The organism is Pauljensenia hongkongensis, from assembly GCF_001746855.1.
In the GTDB taxonomy this organism is placed as follows: Bacteria; Actinomycetota; Actinomycetes; order Actinomycetales; family Actinomycetaceae; genus Pauljensenia; species Pauljensenia hongkongensis.
This window is the reverse complement of the sequence record NZ_CP017298.1, coordinates 843,913-857,971: the sequence shown is the minus strand read 5'-3', so window position 1 is coordinate 857,971 and position 14,059 is coordinate 843,913. Positions and strand designations below refer to the sequence as shown.

At 70.4% G+C, this 14,059-nt stretch carries 13 protein-coding genes; 5 read left to right on the top strand and 8 right to left on the bottom strand.

All coding sequences use genetic code 11. The annotated features are described in order from the left end of the window. Positions 1 to 28 precede the first annotated feature (28 nt). The 3 genes from BH719_RS03555 to BH719_RS03545 are packed head-to-tail and all read right to left on the bottom strand — an operon-like array spanning position 29 to position 3,531. The gene (locus BH719_RS03555) at positions 29 to 1,213 is read right to left on the bottom strand and encodes an ABC transporter permease (protein WP_009743380.1); all 1,185 of its coding nucleotides are present in this window, start codon (positions 1,211 to 1,213) and stop codon (positions 29 to 31) included. Next, complete coding sequence (locus BH719_RS03550; protein WP_009743379.1) at positions 1,200 to 2,342, bottom strand: ABC transporter permease; 1,143 nt, start codon at positions 2,340 to 2,342, stop codon at positions 1,200 to 1,202. Before BH719_RS03550 ends, BH719_RS03555 begins: the two co-directional genes overlap by 14 nt. 1 nt (position 2,343) lies before the next feature. Beyond that, positions 2,344 to 3,531 carry an ABC transporter ATP-binding protein gene (locus BH719_RS03545; RefSeq protein ID WP_009743378.1) on the bottom strand — a complete coding sequence of 396 codons (1,188 nt, stop codon included), beginning with the start codon at positions 3,529 to 3,531 and terminating at the stop codon, positions 2,344 to 2,346. 181 nt (positions 3,532 to 3,712) lie between these two features. Between BH719_RS03545 and BH719_RS03540 the strand changes: the two genes are divergently transcribed. Further along, a complete protein-coding gene (locus tag BH719_RS03540; protein ID WP_009743376.1) occupies positions 3,713 to 4,927 on the top strand; it encodes a sensor histidine kinase in 1,215 nt (404 codons plus the stop codon). Next, positions 4,924 to 5,688 (top strand): response regulator transcription factor, encoded by a 765-nt coding sequence (locus BH719_RS03535; protein ID WP_009743375.1) that lies wholly within the window; start codon positions 4,924 to 4,926, stop codon positions 5,686 to 5,688. Before BH719_RS03540 ends, BH719_RS03535 begins: the two co-directional genes overlap by 4 nt. A gap of 504 nt (positions 5,689 to 6,192) precedes the next feature. Here BH719_RS03535 and BH719_RS09820 read toward each other — a convergent pair. Next, entirely contained in the window at positions 6,193 to 6,495 is a 303-nt protein-coding gene (locus BH719_RS09820) for a hypothetical protein (protein ID WP_157098173.1), read from the bottom strand. Positions 6,496 to 6,510: 15 nt separating this feature from the next. Between BH719_RS09820 and BH719_RS03525 the strand changes: the two genes are divergently transcribed. Further along, complete coding sequence (locus BH719_RS03525; RefSeq protein ID WP_157098172.1) at positions 6,511 to 8,016, top strand: hypothetical protein; 1,506 nt, start codon at positions 6,511 to 6,513, stop codon at positions 8,014 to 8,016. Here the strand turns inward: BH719_RS03525 and BH719_RS03520 are convergent. The 3 genes from BH719_RS03520 to BH719_RS03510 form a co-directional block, all read right to left on the bottom strand. After that, positions 7,989 to 9,206: an ATP-binding protein gene (locus BH719_RS03520; RefSeq protein ID WP_009743373.1), complete on the bottom strand. Its 1,218-nt coding sequence runs from the start codon at positions 9,204 to 9,206 to the stop codon at positions 7,989 to 7,991. The two genes, BH719_RS03525 and BH719_RS03520, sit on opposite strands and share 28 nt — an antisense overlap. Positions 9,207 to 9,219: 13 nt before the next feature. Continuing rightward, positions 9,220 to 9,927, bottom strand: coding sequence for a hypothetical protein (locus tag BH719_RS03515; protein WP_009743372.1), 708 nt, complete (start codon positions 9,925 to 9,927; stop codon positions 9,220 to 9,222). Positions 9,928 to 10,172: 245 nt separating this feature from the next. Continuing rightward, positions 10,173 to 10,604, bottom strand: a complete 432-nt coding sequence (locus BH719_RS03510; RefSeq protein ID WP_009743371.1) for a hypothetical protein — start codon at positions 10,602 to 10,604, stop codon at positions 10,173 to 10,175. Positions 10,605 to 10,882: 278 nt separating this feature from the next. Here BH719_RS03510 and BH719_RS03505 point away from each other — a divergent pair, with 278 nt between their 5' ends. Next, a complete protein-coding gene (locus tag BH719_RS03505) occupies positions 10,883 to 12,175 on the top strand; it encodes a hypothetical protein (RefSeq protein WP_157098171.1) in 1,293 nt (430 codons plus the stop codon). A gap of 137 nt (positions 12,176 to 12,312) precedes the next feature. Beyond that, positions 12,313 to 13,194 carry an alpha/beta hydrolase gene (locus tag BH719_RS03500; RefSeq protein WP_009743369.1) on the top strand — a complete coding sequence of 294 codons (882 nt, stop codon included), beginning with the start codon at positions 12,313 to 12,315 and terminating at the stop codon, positions 13,192 to 13,194. On the opposite strand, the gene BH719_RS03495 is transcribed toward BH719_RS03500, so the two are convergent. Next, the gene (locus BH719_RS03495; RefSeq protein WP_009743368.1) at positions 13,116 to 14,012 is read right to left on the bottom strand and encodes a TetR/AcrR family transcriptional regulator; all 897 of its coding nucleotides are present in this window, start codon (positions 14,010 to 14,012) and stop codon (positions 13,116 to 13,118) included. The genes BH719_RS03500 and BH719_RS03495 overlap by 79 nt on opposite strands. Positions 14,013 to 14,059 lie beyond the last annotated feature (47 nt).

Genomic DNA, 14,059 nt, shown 5'->3' with positions numbered 1-14,059 from the left:
GGACCGAGGGGATTGGGCGCCCCCCGCCTCACAGCGACGCGCGCGCCCGCGTGCGGCGCACGCCCATGGCGACTGAGAGGATCGCCAAGGCGAAGAGGGCGCAGATCCCGCAGTCGGCCAGCAGGGGGAGGAGCGCTTCCGCGGACGTCGAGGTGGCGGCGTAGGCCCCGGAGAGCGCCTGGTCCACCCAGTACCCGGGGGTGAGCCTGGCGGCCCGGGCGACGGCGTCGGGCAGCCACTCGATGGGCACCCAGGTCCCGCCCAGGAAGGACAACGCCATGCCCCCGATATTGGCGATGGCGTGGGCCGCGTTCTCGCCCAGGCCGACCTGCCCTATGAGGAACCCCAGTGACACGGCCACGAGCGTGTAGGCCCCCAGGGCGGCGCCGACCACGCCCAGCAGAGGCGCCGACGCTGCGAGGGAGGCCCTGCCGAAGACGGCCACTCCCAGTCCGAACACCCACAGCCACCCGATGGCGCCGACGGCCAGGCAGGCGCCCAGCACACCGAGGCTGTGGGCCCCGCTGCCCACCGGCGCCGCAGTGAGGCGGGAGCGCACCGCCCGGCGCCCCAACGACGCCATGAGCGTCGCGATCGCGACGACCGCGAAAGCCAAGAGCGGGTACAGGGAGAACCGGGCGTAGACGAGGAGGCTGTGCGGCAGGGGGGTGGCGTCCTGGGCGATCCTCTCGGTGGGGGCGCAGTGGCGCATCGTCTCCTCCGCCAGGGCGACGGCCCGGGCCGGGTCGTCGGTGAGCGCGGACAGGTAGTCGGCGACCTTCCCCACGTAGGAGTCGGCGCGCACGTCCATGAGCGCGCCCGAGGCCGACTCGTACCCGATGACCGTGTCCATCTGCGGCGGCCCGCCCCCGCCTCGCGCGGCCCGCTGCAGCGCCTCCCCGTAACCGGCGGGGATGATGAGGATGTAGCTGATGCGGTTCTGCGCGGTGGCGTCCTGGATGGCCCGGGTGGAGTCCTCCAGCGGTTTCGCCTCGCCGACGGACTCGATGTAGTCCTTGATCCCCCGGGAGATGGTGGAGCCGTCGCGGTCGATGACGGCCACGCTCGCCGTCGCCTGCTTGACCTGGTGGGAGGATCCCTCGGACCGGGCCAGGCCGGTGAGCAGGCCGAGCATGGACAGGAGCACCAGGTAGACCAGGACGTACGCCCGGTGGGCGGCCACGATCCTCAACGACGTTCTAAAGGTGCTCATGGGTCATCCTCCTGGCGCGGATCAGGGCGATTGCGAGGAACAGGCCCGTCATGCCCGCCAGGACGGCGCAGCTGCGGGCGAAGGGCTCCAAGGAGTCGTAGTAGAGCAGGGCGTAGAAGCAATGGGATGCCTGCCACAGGGGGTTGGCCTGCGCCAGGAGCGGCGCGTTGAGCTCGACCGCGTTGGCCACGGACTGCGCGCCGGGCCCGTACAGGCCGGTGAACAGTGACAGGAGGCAGGTGATCGCGGAGACCACCCCGATCCCGGCTCCGCCTGCCGATCCCAGGGCGGCGCCCGCGGCGCTCGACATGAGGCTGGCGGCCCCGATCGCCACGAGGCACAGGCCCACGTGCGGTCCGAAATCCACGCCGACCACCGCGGCGATGAATGCGAAGGCGATGAGCAGGCAGACCAGGACGCACGCCCAGGAGGCCGTGAGTGTGGCGGTGAGGACCTGCCACCGCGGCAGGCCCGCCAGGATGCGCCGCGCCCCCAGGGGGGAGGAGGCCATGATGCCCTGCACGGCGACCATGGTGACGGTCGTGCCCATGCCGCTGGCGAAGGCGAGCAGCGCGAAGTAGTAGCGGGTCGCGGGTTTGACGGGGTTCTGCGTCACCGAGACCGGGCGGGTGAAGGAGCGGTCGGCCCCCGCCCCGGCCACCTGTTCGGGCGGCGCGCCCGCCTCGGCGAGCGCCCGGTGCTCGGCCGCCGCCTGGGTGTAGGAGTCCATGACCACCCGCAGGACCCGGGTCGTCTCAGCCTCGTTGCCTTTCTGGGACACGTGCAGCACCGGCCCGCCGTCCTCGACGGCGAGGTAGCCGTTCGTGTCGCCCCGTTTCGCGGCGGCCTCGGCCTCGGACGCGGTGGAATGGGAGACTTTCATGATGAGGCGCGGGTCGGCGTCCTCGGAGGAGACGCGCTCGACGACGGCGTCCAGTCCGGGGGCCGCCCAGTACGCGTCGTCCTGGACGACGCCGAAACTCATGGGGGTGGCCTCGTAGGCCTTCTCCAGGTTGGAGAACTGCGCCATGAAGATGAGCGACAGCACGACCGGGAAGCCGAGCGTCCACACGAGCAGGATGCGGTCGCGCAGGAGCCGGAGCACCTGGTAGCGGAAGACGGTCACCATGTCAGGCCGCCTCGTCCCGCAGCGCGCGGCCGGTGATCTCCAGGAACACCTCGTTGAGGGTCGGGGGCTCGGAGACGACCCGGCCGCAGGTCGCGCCGACCCCGGCCAGCGCGCCCATGACGTCGGAGAGGTTGTGCGGCCCGGCGGCGCACTCGATGAGCGCGGTGGGCGCCTCGTAGGCGACGGAGCGCACCCGCTCGAGGCGGCGCAGCGCCTCCAGGGCCTCCTCGCCCAGGGGGAGCGGGTCGACGACCTCCACCCGGATGCGCTCGCCCGTGCCGATCATGGCCTTGAGCTCGTCGGAGGTGCCCGAGGCCACCTGGCGTCCCCGGTCCATGATGGTGATCCGGTCGCACAACTGCTCCACCTCCTCCATGTAGTGGCTCGTGTAGATGACGGTGGCGCCCTCCTGGTTGAGGCGCTTGATGCCGTCGAGGATGGCGCTGCGGCTCTGGGGGTCTACGGCCACCGTGGGCTCGTCGAGGATGATGAGGTCGGGGCGGTGCGCGATCCCGCACGCGATGTTGAGGCGGCGCAGCAGCCCGCCCGAGAGCTTCTTCGGTTTGAAGGCCGCGAACTTCTCCAACCCGACGAAGGCGATAGCCTCGGAGACCATGCGCCGCCGCAGGCCGCGGTCGCGCACGTACAGGGCGCAGAAGGCGTCGACGTTCTCGGCCACGGTGAGCTCGTCGAAGACGGCGACCTCCTGGGGCACCACGCCGATGCGGCGCTTGAGGCCGTAGGCGGTGGGCGACATGGGCTGGCCGAACACGCGGATCGCCCCCTTGTCGTAGGAGAGCAGTTGGAGGAGGCAGTTGATCGTCGTGGTCTTGCCCGAGCCGTTGGGGCCGAGCAGGCCGACGACCTCGCCCCGCCCGATCCTCAGGGACAGCCCGTCCACGGCGATCAGCTCCCCGTAGCGCTTCACCAAGGACTCGACCTCGACGGCGGCGTCCGCCCGGCCGTCGCTTCCGCTCGGGGCGCTCGCCCGGCCGTCGCTCCCGTGGGCGGTGCCCGCCGGGTTGTCGCTTCCGCGCGCGGTGCCCGCCGGGTTGTCGTTCCCGTGGGCGGTGCCCGCCGTTCCGGCTCTGCGCTGCCGGTCCGTACTCGTCCTGGTTCCGCGGGCCGGCTCCGCGTCCCCGCCCGCCTCGTTCCGCTGCGCGCCCTCGGCGCCGTTCTCGGAGTCCATTCCTCCCCGCCTTCCTCATGTCGGTGCGTTGGTCCCGTGCCCCCAATCATCCCGACGAGGCGGGCGCCCCGGAAGTGCGGGAAGTCATGAGTGCGGAGGGAGGGCATGACTTCTGTCATGACTTCGACGGGGTTCTGCGGACGCGGGGCGCGCCCGGCCCTTGATCGCCGATAATCGGGGCATGAGGGTCTTGGCGGACAAAGGCGCGCTCCTGTGCGGATGCCTCCTGATGTGGAGGGCGGACACCGCCACCGTGGTCTGGCTGCTGCTCGCCGTGACGATCAGTGGACTGGCGGTGGTGGCGGAGCACTGGCCCTGGTTCGCCGCCGTCCCGGCCGCTTACCTCCTGGCCGAGGCGCTCGCGGCGGCCCCGGCTGTGGGCGCTCCGCTGGCCGTCTACGACCTCGCCCGGGCCAGTGCTGGCCGTCCGCCGTGGCAGCGCTCAGCAGCCGCCGCCGCGTGCGCCCCGATCGTGGTCGCGGCGGTGGGCAGGGGCGAGCCGACCGCGGTCTACACGGCGGCCCTGGGGGCGGTCGCCGCGCTGCTGGCGCTGCGCACCCGGCAGGGGGAGGCCACCCGCCAGAACCTGAACGCCGCCCGCGACGACCTGCGCGAGAGGGTCCTGGCCCTGCAGGACGCGAACGCCCGGATGCTCCAGATGCAGGACGACGAGCTGCGCGCCGCCGCCCTGTCCGAGCGCACGCGCATCGCCCGCGAGATCCACGACGGGGTCGGGCACCTGCTCACCCGCCTCCTGCTGCGGGTGAAGGCCCTTCAGATCACCCACCGCGAGCATCCCGGCGTCGTCACCGACCTGGCCGCACTGGACGACGGGCTCGACGAGGCGCTGGACTCCATGCGCCGCTCTGTCCACGCCCTGTCCGACCAGGGGGAGGACCTGGCGGTCTCCCTCAACCTGCTGGGCTCGCGGAGCGCCATCGCAACAGTGGACGTGGACTGCTCGCTGGACGCGGAACCGCCGCGCACGGTTTCACGCTGCATCACGGCCGTCGTGCGCGAAGCCCTCACCAACGCTGCGCGCCACGGCGGCGCAGCCTCGGCGCGGGTCACCGTCATCGACTACCCCGCCTTCTGGCAGGTCACGGTCGACAACGACGGCGCCGTTCCCGCTGGGGACGCGGAGCCGGACGGCGGCTCGCCCGGCTCCGGGGCCTCCCCCGGCAGTGCGCCATTAGACCGCGGGTCCGGGCTCGGGACACCATCCGTCCGAAGGTCCGGGCTCGGGGCGCCAGGCGACGGCGCGATCCGCCCCGGCCTCGGACTGCGCGCGATGACGGACCGGGTCGAGGCTCTGGGCGGGACCGTGCGGATCACTCCCCGCCCCCGTTTCACAGTGTTCGCGACGATCCCGAAAGACAAGGACGGTGCGGTATGAGGGTTCTCATCGTCGATGACGACGCCATCGTCGTCCAATCGCTGGCGACCATCTTGTCAGCCGAGGACGGCATCGACGTGGTCGGCACGTGCTTGTCCGGCGCGGAGGCGGTCCAGGAGTTCCGGCGGCTGCGCCCCGACGTGCTCCTCATGGACATCCGCATGCCCGGCGCCGATGGTCTCAGCGCCGCGGAGGAGATCCTGGAGGGGGACCCGCAGGCGCGCATCGTGTTCCTCACGACCTTCTCGGACGACGAGTACATCGTGCGGGCCCTGAGAATGGGGGCGCGCGGCTACCTCATCAAACAGGACGTCGCCCAGATCGCCCCGGCACTGCGCTCCGTCATGGTCGGCGTGTGCGTCCTGGAGGGCGACGTGCTCGAGCGCGGGGCCTCCATGGGCATGCGCGCCCTGCCCGCCCCCGCGCCCGGCAGTGGGGCGGGGACGTCCGGCGGTGGGTCGGGGACGTCCGGCAGTGGGCCGGGGAAGAATGGCGGCCGTCCCGGGGCGCACGGAGATCCGGGCGAGCCCGCGGGCGCGGTGGGGGTCCCGGACCCGAGGAGCACGGTCTTCGCCTCGTTGACCGACCGCGAGTACGAGGTCGTCGAGGCAGTGGCGGCCGGCCTGGACAACGCCGAGACGGCGGAGAGGCTCTTCATGAGCGAGGGCACGGTGCGCAACCACATCAGTTCCATCCTGGCCAAGACGGGGCTGCGCAACCGCACGCAGGTGGCGGTCCGGTACTACCGCGCCGGAAGGTGAGGAATCCCGGTCGGCGGTCGCAACGGCCAGTCGGAGCAGGCACTACCGCAGGCGGGCGGGGGCTGTCCGTCTGCGGGGTCCGGCCGCGCTGCCCGTTGCGCCTACTGGTCCAAAATGCGTCTGGGTTTCGCTGCATTCGGACGGCTTAGCCGCGGGTTGGTCCAAAATGCGTCTGAGTTCAGCGGTTTCGGCCCGATCTGGGCGGATTCGGGCAGACTCAGACGCATTTTGGAACACGTGCCTGCCGTGCCTCCGTTCTCACCCGAGACTCAGACGCATTTTGGAACACCAGACGACCCGTCGAGCACCACACCACCATGTGGGGATCCACTGCCACGCCGCGGACAGCGCGCACCGATGGACCAGCAGAAGACGCGCATCGCACGGCGTCCCCGAACCTATGAATGCCTCCACACACGCTGTCGGACCTTGGTGCTTACCCGCTACCTCAGGCAGGCTGACTCTACTATCGTTCCGCTCATGGGCACCAACGACGGATCGACCTCATCTCCGCGCGAACCTGGTGGGGAAGCGGCGCGGGAACCGGGTGAACGGGTTGCACGCGGGTCTGGTGGGGAAGCGGCGCGGGAACCGGGTGAACGGGTTGCGCGCGGATCTGATGGAGAAGCGGATCGCGAGCCTGACGGAGCGACGGCACAGGGGCAAGGCGAACTGGTCGCGCAGGCGCCGGGCGCCACTCTCATTGAGGTTTTCCCGGAGATCGCGCTCATAGTCGGCGAGTCGCTCAGCGCGCTGCCCGACGAAGTCACAAGCGATCTGGTCGAACTGCCTTTCGGCGTTGACCATGTCGAACTGGACAAGGTGCTCGGAACAGCGGGCGTTCTCGCACAAACGGCTTCCGCCGTAGCAGCGGTCGGGAACCTGCAGGGGCTCGTGCGCCTCACCCCGGACACCGTGGCAGCGATGAACGGGGGGCTGAAACCCCTCGTGAGCGGCGGCGACAACCTCGGCGTCCTGACGGACGCGGGCGGGCGGTTCGCCAGGCAGGTCCGTTGGAAGCCAGTCGGCCCGCAGGCCGCTGGGGGCACTGTTCTGGCGTCCCTGGGCCCTGCCTTCATGATGGTCGCGCTGCAGCTGCAACTGGGCAGGTTGGAGAAGACGGCGAAGGAGACCCGCGGGATCGCGCGCAAGATCCTCAAGGGAATGAACGAGGACCGGCAGGACGAGCTCGCCGGGATCGCGCGCGTGGTGGATCAGGCGTTCGAGGAGGCGAAGCGGATCCGCAGGGTGACCCCCGGGGTGTGGGAGGAAGTGCAGGGGCAGCAGGCGAAGATCAACGACTACAGGGAGAAGTACCGGCGCTTTGTCGAAGGGCACGTGAACGAGGCGCGGGCGCTGAGGGGGTCGTCGGCCGACGAAGTGCGGGCGCACGTCATGGAGAACGGGCCGCAGATCCTCATCGACTTGGAGTGCTACATGACGGTGGAGCGCATAAACTGCGTGTACCGGGCGCTGAGGGCCGCGCGCCTTCGCGACGAGGGGAGGGATGATCCGAAGGAAGCGGAGCTTTCTGAGTTCGTCGCCGCTGACGCCCGTGAGGACTACGAGAACGCGATCGGAATGATGACCGGACTGGTGGACGCGCTCAATCGCGGATTCCACCTGGCCGCGGCGATCGAAAAGGGCCTCCTCGATAAGACAGTTGTCAGAGGCATCAACGACGTGGTGAAGGGCCTGTTTGCCGGCGAACGGAAGAAGACCCGGGAGCCCGGCGACGGGGCGCAGAACGCGATTCAGAAACTCGCGGAAGGGGTGGGGCGGTTCGCCGCGGTCATCGGCCTGGCGTCCCCGCGGGACCCCGAGCCCCATGCCCGCGTCATGGGGAAGCGCACCGATGAGGAGGCCAAAGAGCTCCTGGAGGTTCTGCGCTGGACGCTCGCGCGGGACGAGGAACTCGTCGGCTTCGCCCACGCGACGGACGCCCGGCAGCAGACGGTGATCGCAATCACCGATCAGCGGGTCGTCGAGGCGAAGCTCGCGGATCTGCGCAGCCGGGGCGAGTTCTGGCGCGAGATCCCCAACGACGAGATCCGCTACGTCAGGCGCCGGGGCGGCAAGGAGGGCCGCGCGGAACTCGACGTCATCACCAAAGAGGAGAACCTCACTTGGAGCTTCGGCCCTGCCGACGAGTCCGATCAGGCGGGCCTGGACGCGATCACCGGGATGCTCGCCGAGCGGATGCGGCTCCCCGAGGAGGAGATGCGGGAACTGACCGGTTCCCGCAGTGACGGCGCGCCGCGCATCGGGGCTCCGGCACCTCCCCCGCTCCCGGAAGGTGGTCACTCCGGCCAGTCGGACTCCAAGTAGGCGCCCACCGCCCTGTTGCGGAACGTGTAGTGGGGGCGGCCCCTGCGGATCACGCGCCGGATGAGGTCGAGGCGCTGGGCGGTCGGTCCCGCGTCGGAGGCCCGACGGTAGTCGAGTGCGCGCGCGATGTTCGTCAGGGTCCGCTCCGGAGGCGGCAACTGCGCCATCGCTTCGAGAAACGCCCGTTCCCGGGCGGGCAGGCGCTCCAGGATGCGCTGCACGTGGGTCTCGGCCTCGTGGGCGGCGCCGCGCCACCCCGATGCTACCTGCTCGGCGGTGATGAGGTCGTCGGTTCCCGCGTACCAGGAGCGCTCGCCCGCCAGTTGGAAGAGGAACGGCTCGCCGCGCGAGAGCTCGACTATGGCCCGCTGTGCTGATGCCTCCATGTAGACGCGCTCGCCGCCGGGCACCTGCCATCCCTCGGTCACGAACGGGTGGAGCGCGACCAGAAGGTCGTTGTCACTGATCGGTTCGAGGATCGTCGTGCGGAAACGCCGTGCGAAGGTCGCGCCCGTCCTGGCCCCCGCCATGTCGGCGAACTCAGGGAGGCCGGTGAGGTACACGGCGATCGGGAGAGCGCGAGAGGCGCGCGGACCGCCCGGCAGAAAGATCTCCTCCTCGTGGGCCAGCGCGTCGCCGAGGGCGATGAGCAGTTGCGAGCGGGCCGCTTCGTCGATGATGTTCTGCACCTCGTCGATGTGGATGACGACCACCGCGTCAGCATGGATCGCGGCACGGCCGATCTCGACGAGGAGCTCGGTGAGCGCCGTGTACGGCTCGGGTCCTGCGTGCGCCCGCACCGTGAGCCCGAATCCTGATGCGGCGATCGATTCGACCCGGCCGAGCAGGTCGGCGATGCGGCGCTCGCGGGCACTGGGCAGTCCCGCGTCGGATGCGAGGCGCAGGAGGGCCGACGCCACCCGTTTCACGGGGTCGGTACCGGAGGGGATCCTGAGCTGGGGCGTCGTCCAGTCGCCTTCGGCCGCAGCGGAGTGCGCGATTTTGCGGACCAGTGCGGACTTGCCCGACCCGGCTTCGCCGAGGATGGTGCGCCCGCGCTCGTGAATGCCCGCGCGCCGACGCGGGCGCACGACATCGCGCCAGTCGCTGAGTTGCTCGACCCGACCCGCCCACACGTGGGGGACGGTGTCGGATCCAGGGCTGAAGGGCGAGTCCAGCGGAGTCCTCATGGTGATAAGTTTATCAAAGCTTCGGGCGTTTGATAAGTTTATCAGCGCTTTTGCCGTGGGAGGCGGGAGGCTGGGAGTCGCGCCGCGCCGACTCGGGCGGGCAGTGCGGCTTGCGCTCCGGGCGAGGCCCGTCGGCTCCTGCGTCCGTTCCCGGCGCGCCGGGGGCGGCCGTGGCCGTCGATGCCGGGCCGAACGAGGGGCCCCGGCCGCTCAGCACCTGGTCGCGGTACGCGATGAAGCGCTCCATCCCGTCGGCCATGGCGGCGAGCAGTTGAGCGCCGTTGTCAACGAACGCGATCTCGCGGCCCCCATTGCTCTCGGCCTCGGCCAGTACGTCGGTGGGGAGCTGTGCGAGGGCGTGGTTGCCCGCGGGGATGATGAACGTCGGGTTCCCCTGGTGGTTGAGGACCAGCAGGCCGGTGGATGCGCACAGATCGAAAACGAGGTCGCACTCGTCGGGGGTGAGGTGGGAGTGCCCCACGTATCCGCCGAACGTCCTCCCGCTGGATTCGTCGACCCCGTGCAGGACGAGGTCGCGAGGGACCCCGTCCTCGTAGATCAACAGTTCGCCCGCCTCGTCGGTTAGGAGGCAGTCGTCATCCCCCTTGAAGAAGAAGCCCAGTCGCAAGCGCCGACGGCGTAGGAACAAGTCCAGGCCGGAGCGGTCGCCGGAAACGACGCGTCCGCCCTCGAAGCGGTCAAGGGAGTAGGAGAATCCCATGGGGGTCCTTCCGCGAAGGTTTAGGCGGGCGCGCACCGCTGGCCGGGCGCGGGCGGGCAGTGCGGCTCGCGCTCCGGGCACGGACAAGGGGCCCGGAGCACGGACAGGGAGCCCCGCGCGCGGACAGGGAGCCCCGCGCACCGGCCCGGGCCCGAACGTGTTCGCGGGGGAGGGGTCGTGGCTGCAGGGAGCCCCGCGCGGGCGGGGAGCTCGGTGCACGGACAAGCACGTTGGGGCAGGGGCCCTCAAAGGCGGGCGGCCTTCTCCAGCCCCTCCTGGATCGCCGGCAGGTTCGAGTGCTTCCTGTGGATGCGCCACTTGCCGAAGGTGGGCGAGTAATCGGGCAGCCACGCCAGCCCTCCGTCGCGCACGCCGCCCAGGAACATCGCCGTCCATTTCGGGTGGCCCTGCTGGGTGAGGTCGAACTGCCAGGCGGCCAGCACTTTGCCCAGTTCGTCCCACGCCGACGGGGTCAGCCAGTCGTCGAAGTGCTCGGAGCCGCGCTCGAGCGCGGCGTAGGTGGAGACCTTCTGGCTGTCGGGCGCCTTGTTGACCAGCAGGCCCACCTCGGTCCACCCCTCCGCGGTCGCCTCGGCGTTCGCGTGCAGGATCTTCGCGACCGCTGCGATGTACTTGACGTTGGTGTCACGCGAGTCAGCGGTGTTCGGACGTGTCATAGAATGCCCCTCCTCGAGTCGTTCGCCGACGGCGGGGGCTCCGTCGCCTCGCCCGCCGGTGTCTGGTCCTTCCCCCTCAGGTTAACAGTGTATGGGGCGCGAGTGAACCCCTCTTTACCCTCTCTTTCAGTATGGCGCGCGTTCGGATGGGCCGCCGCTGGAGCGCGGGCCCTCCCGGGGCCGCCGAGCAGCACTAGGCGCCCTCCATGCCGCGGGGCCCTGGCGGCGTAGGATTGGGTGGGGCCAACGCGTAGGAGGACACCGGTATGCGCCCGGAAATGCTGGTATGCGATCAGATCTCGCGGATGGTCGGCGCGCCTTTGGACGAGGAGGGGATCCATCGTTTCCTCCGCCGCCTCGCGCAGGTCCTGGAGGCCGAACCGATCTCGATGCACGGCCCCGGCCTGCGTTTCCGCTGGGTCGTGGACGACCGGACCCTCGAGGTCGAGGCGCAACGGGCGCGCGGGGACTGGCCGTTCGAGCTCAGTGTGCGTGGAATGGACACGGAGTACGCCATTGACATCGAGGAGTACAGGACGTTCAAGTGGGCGGATCCCGCCGACTACCCGTTCTACTGGTCGGTCGATATCTGCCAGATCCCGGGTATGTGGGTGTTCTACCCGGGCGCGTACCCCGTTGGGACATGGGACTCCTTCAGTGACTTGATAGCGCCGACGCTCGATGAGCTGCCCGCTGACATCGCGATGACCCCGCCCGAATGGAGGCGCCCGTTCCGCTGGAGGATGACGGCGCCGCAGTTGGGGGACGTGTTCTTCACGGCGTTGCCCGAAGGCGTCGAGGTCATGGTCGAGTCCACGGGGGAGGCCTTGCTGGTGCCGCGTTCGATCCTGGAACGGTGGAGCGGGAGCCACCCCGTGGGAATGGGGATGGCCATCGCCGGACTCGCGCACGGCGCGCCTTTCATGTCCGTCGGCTTCGCCTTCTGTGAACGGGACGAGGCGCACCATTTCTACGCGGAGGCGCCCATCGGGCCGGAATGGGAGCACGAGGGCATCAGCGCCGACGACTTCGACGAGGGGGAGAAGACGTGGGAGCCACTGAGCGTGGGGGAGTTGCGGCGCCTGATAGCGCGCCCGCCCGTGGAGCAGGAGGAGGAGCCCATCGAGATCCGCCGCGCGCCTTTCCGCGCGGGGCTCGGCGCGCCGGAGGTCCTCATGATCGTGGGGGACATCAGGCGGGGCCGCAAGGCGGCCCGGGTCTTCAAGAAGCACGGCGCGCGCAGAGCGCGCGGTGGGGACGGACCTGTGTTCGAAGCAGACGGGTGGAGCGCGAATCCCAAACGCGATGACGGCTGGAGGGTCAGCCTGGTGGAGCCGCCCGCCGCGCGTGTGCGCTTCGACGACCGCGAGGTGGTCGAGTACGCGAGGGGGATCGGGGAGGCGCTCGCGCAACGCTACGGCCCGCCATTCGGGTGCGAGGCGAGCACGGCTGGAACGCTCATGCAGTTGTTCGCGGTCGATGGGTTCGGTGTGCGGCTCTACGCGGGCTACTCCCGCGTCGAGGTGGAGATCGGTCAGTTCAAGCCCATGGCTGAATACGAGTACGGGTAGACCCAATCGAAGCGGGGCCGGGCCGCGCTCCGAGTGCCCGCACCCCGGGCCCCATCCCCGCGCAACGTCACGCCCTCCTGCGCCTAGAATGAGCAGTGGCCGCTGAGTCGGCGGCCACTGTGCGGAAAGGCCGGCCTATGTCTTTGGAAATGGCGCTCACGCGGGGCGTTTTCCGGTTGGTCCCCCGGATGCTCGACTCCGAGGAGCTCACCCGGCGCTCTATGGCGCTGCCCCGCCGCGGCGCCCGTGTGCCCTGCTGGATGTGGCGCAAGCACCGGATCAGCGACACCATTGTCGCCGGGATGCGCGTCACCCGGGTGGAGCCGCGCGCCACGGGCTCCGGAACGGTCGTCGTCTACCTGCACGGCGGCGCCTACGTCTCGCCCATCAGCTGGGCGCACTGGCTGCTCATCGACGCCCTCGTGGAGCGGACGGGCGCGGCGGCCGTGGTCCCCGCCTACCCCCGCGCCCCCGAGCACACGGCGGCCGAGGCATTCGCCCCCCTGGGGGTTCTCATGGACCAGGTCCTCGGCGCCCCGGGCAGGGTCGTTCTGGCGGGCGACTCCGCGGGCGGGGGACTGGCGCTGAGCCTGGCCATCCAGCGCAGGGACGCTGGCGTGCGCGCTCCCGACGGGCTGGTCCTGTTCTCGCCGTGGGTGGACGTGTCCATGTCGAACCCCCGGATAGCGCCCATGGCGCGGTTGGACCCGATGCTCGGCATCGACGGCCTGGTCTGGTGCGGGAAGGAGTGGGCGGGGGGCCTCGGGACCGCCGACCCGCGCGTCAGCCCCTTGCACGACCACTTGCGGGGCCTGCCGCCGACCCGCGTCTACCAGGGCGACCGGGACATCCTACTGCCCGATGTGGAGCTCTTCGCCAGCAAGGCCCGCGCCCGCGGCGCGGACATCCGCCTGCGCGTCGAGCCCGGCGGGATCCACGACTACGTCGCGCTCGTCTCATCCCCGGAGGCGCGCGCCGCACTCGACTCGGTAGCCGCCTTCGTCTCGTCGCTGGACTGAGGGCCGGTTCCGGCGGGTCCCGTTTCCCCTTCGGCGCCCGGTCCTCGCGGCAGGGGGGTAGTCCCGGGGCGGGCGCCGCTGGCGGAGCGGGGATCCGGCGGAGTGGCCACGGGGCCGAAGGAGGTCAGCAATGAGGCGAGGTCGTCCGCGGGGCAGGAGGAGTCGCCGTTCCGAACACCTGCGGTGCAGGCGTCGCCGGGGCTGACGGGCTGGGAGAAGGCGACCAGCACGGCCTCGATGACCGTGCGCATGAAGGGGGTGGCGTCGTCGCCCGCCCCTGATCGGTCGATGAGCGAGTCCATGTAGAAGACTCCGAGGAGCCGGGAGATCGTGGGGATGGGGATCGTGGGGCGCCTCCCCATGCGCTCGAGCAGGCGCGCGGCGAGCCCCTGGATGAACGAGTCGAGCGTGGAGTGCTCCCCCAGACTCTTCGTCCCCAGCTCCTTGGCGAACTCCGGGTGGCGCATCCGGTACAGGTCGAACTCCATTGCCATGATGTTCATCCGCTGGGCCTCGGGGCGGAAGGTCTCGATGGCCCGCATGACCGCGTCGACGTTGGGTTGCCCGTCGATGGCGTCGAAGGCCTCGGTGGCGCGCGCGGTGATCCTCTCGGAACGGGAGTTGATGAGGTCGATCATGAGAGCGTCCATCGAGGAGTAGTTCGAGTAGAAGGCACCGCGCGAGAACCCGGCGGCTCTGACGACGTCGTCGATCCGGGCTGCGCCGATGCCCTTGGTGATCATGATCTCCTCGGCGGCGTCAAGCAGGCGCGCACGCGTGTTCTCACGCTTGCGCAGTGTGGTCGGGTCGGATGCCACGGGGTCTCCTTCCTCATGGGCGGCGCGGATGTGCTGGGCGCGGGCGT

Bases quoted from the DNA above. Each gene is read 5' to 3' on its own strand.
- BH719_RS03555 (WP_009743380.1), bottom strand. From the start codon at position 1,213: ATGAGCACCTTTAGAACGTCGTTGAGGATCGTGGCCGCCCACCGGGCG.
- BH719_RS03550 (WP_009743379.1), bottom strand. From the start codon at position 2,342: ATGGTGACCGTCTTCCGCTACCAGGTGCTCCGGCTCCTGCGCGACCGC.
- BH719_RS03545 (WP_009743378.1), bottom strand. From the start codon at position 3,531: ATGGACTCCGAGAACGGCGCCGAGGGCGCGCAGCGGAACGAGGCGGGC.
- BH719_RS03540 (WP_009743376.1), top strand. From the start codon at position 3,713: ATGAGGGTCTTGGCGGACAAAGGCGCGCTCCTGTGCGGATGCCTCCTG.
- BH719_RS03535 (WP_009743375.1), top strand. From the start codon at position 4,924: ATGAGGGTTCTCATCGTCGATGACGACGCCATCGTCGTCCAATCGCTG.
- BH719_RS09820 (WP_157098173.1), bottom strand. From the start codon at position 6,495: ATGGTCAACGCCGAAAGGCAGTTCGACCAGATCGCTTGTGACTTCGTC.
- BH719_RS03520 (WP_009743373.1), bottom strand. From the start codon at position 9,206: ATGAGGACTCCGCTGGACTCGCCCTTCAGCCCTGGATCCGACACCGTC.
- BH719_RS03515 (WP_009743372.1), bottom strand. From the start codon at position 9,927: ATGGGATTCTCCTACTCCCTTGACCGCTTCGAGGGCGGACGCGTCGTT.
- BH719_RS03510 (WP_009743371.1), bottom strand. From the start codon at position 10,604: ATGACACGTCCGAACACCGCTGACTCGCGTGACACCAACGTCAAGTAC.
- BH719_RS03505 (WP_157098171.1), top strand. From the start codon at position 10,883: ATGCTGGTATGCGATCAGATCTCGCGGATGGTCGGCGCGCCTTTGGAC.
- BH719_RS03500 (WP_009743369.1), top strand. From the start codon at position 12,313: ATGTCTTTGGAAATGGCGCTCACGCGGGGCGTTTTCCGGTTGGTCCCC.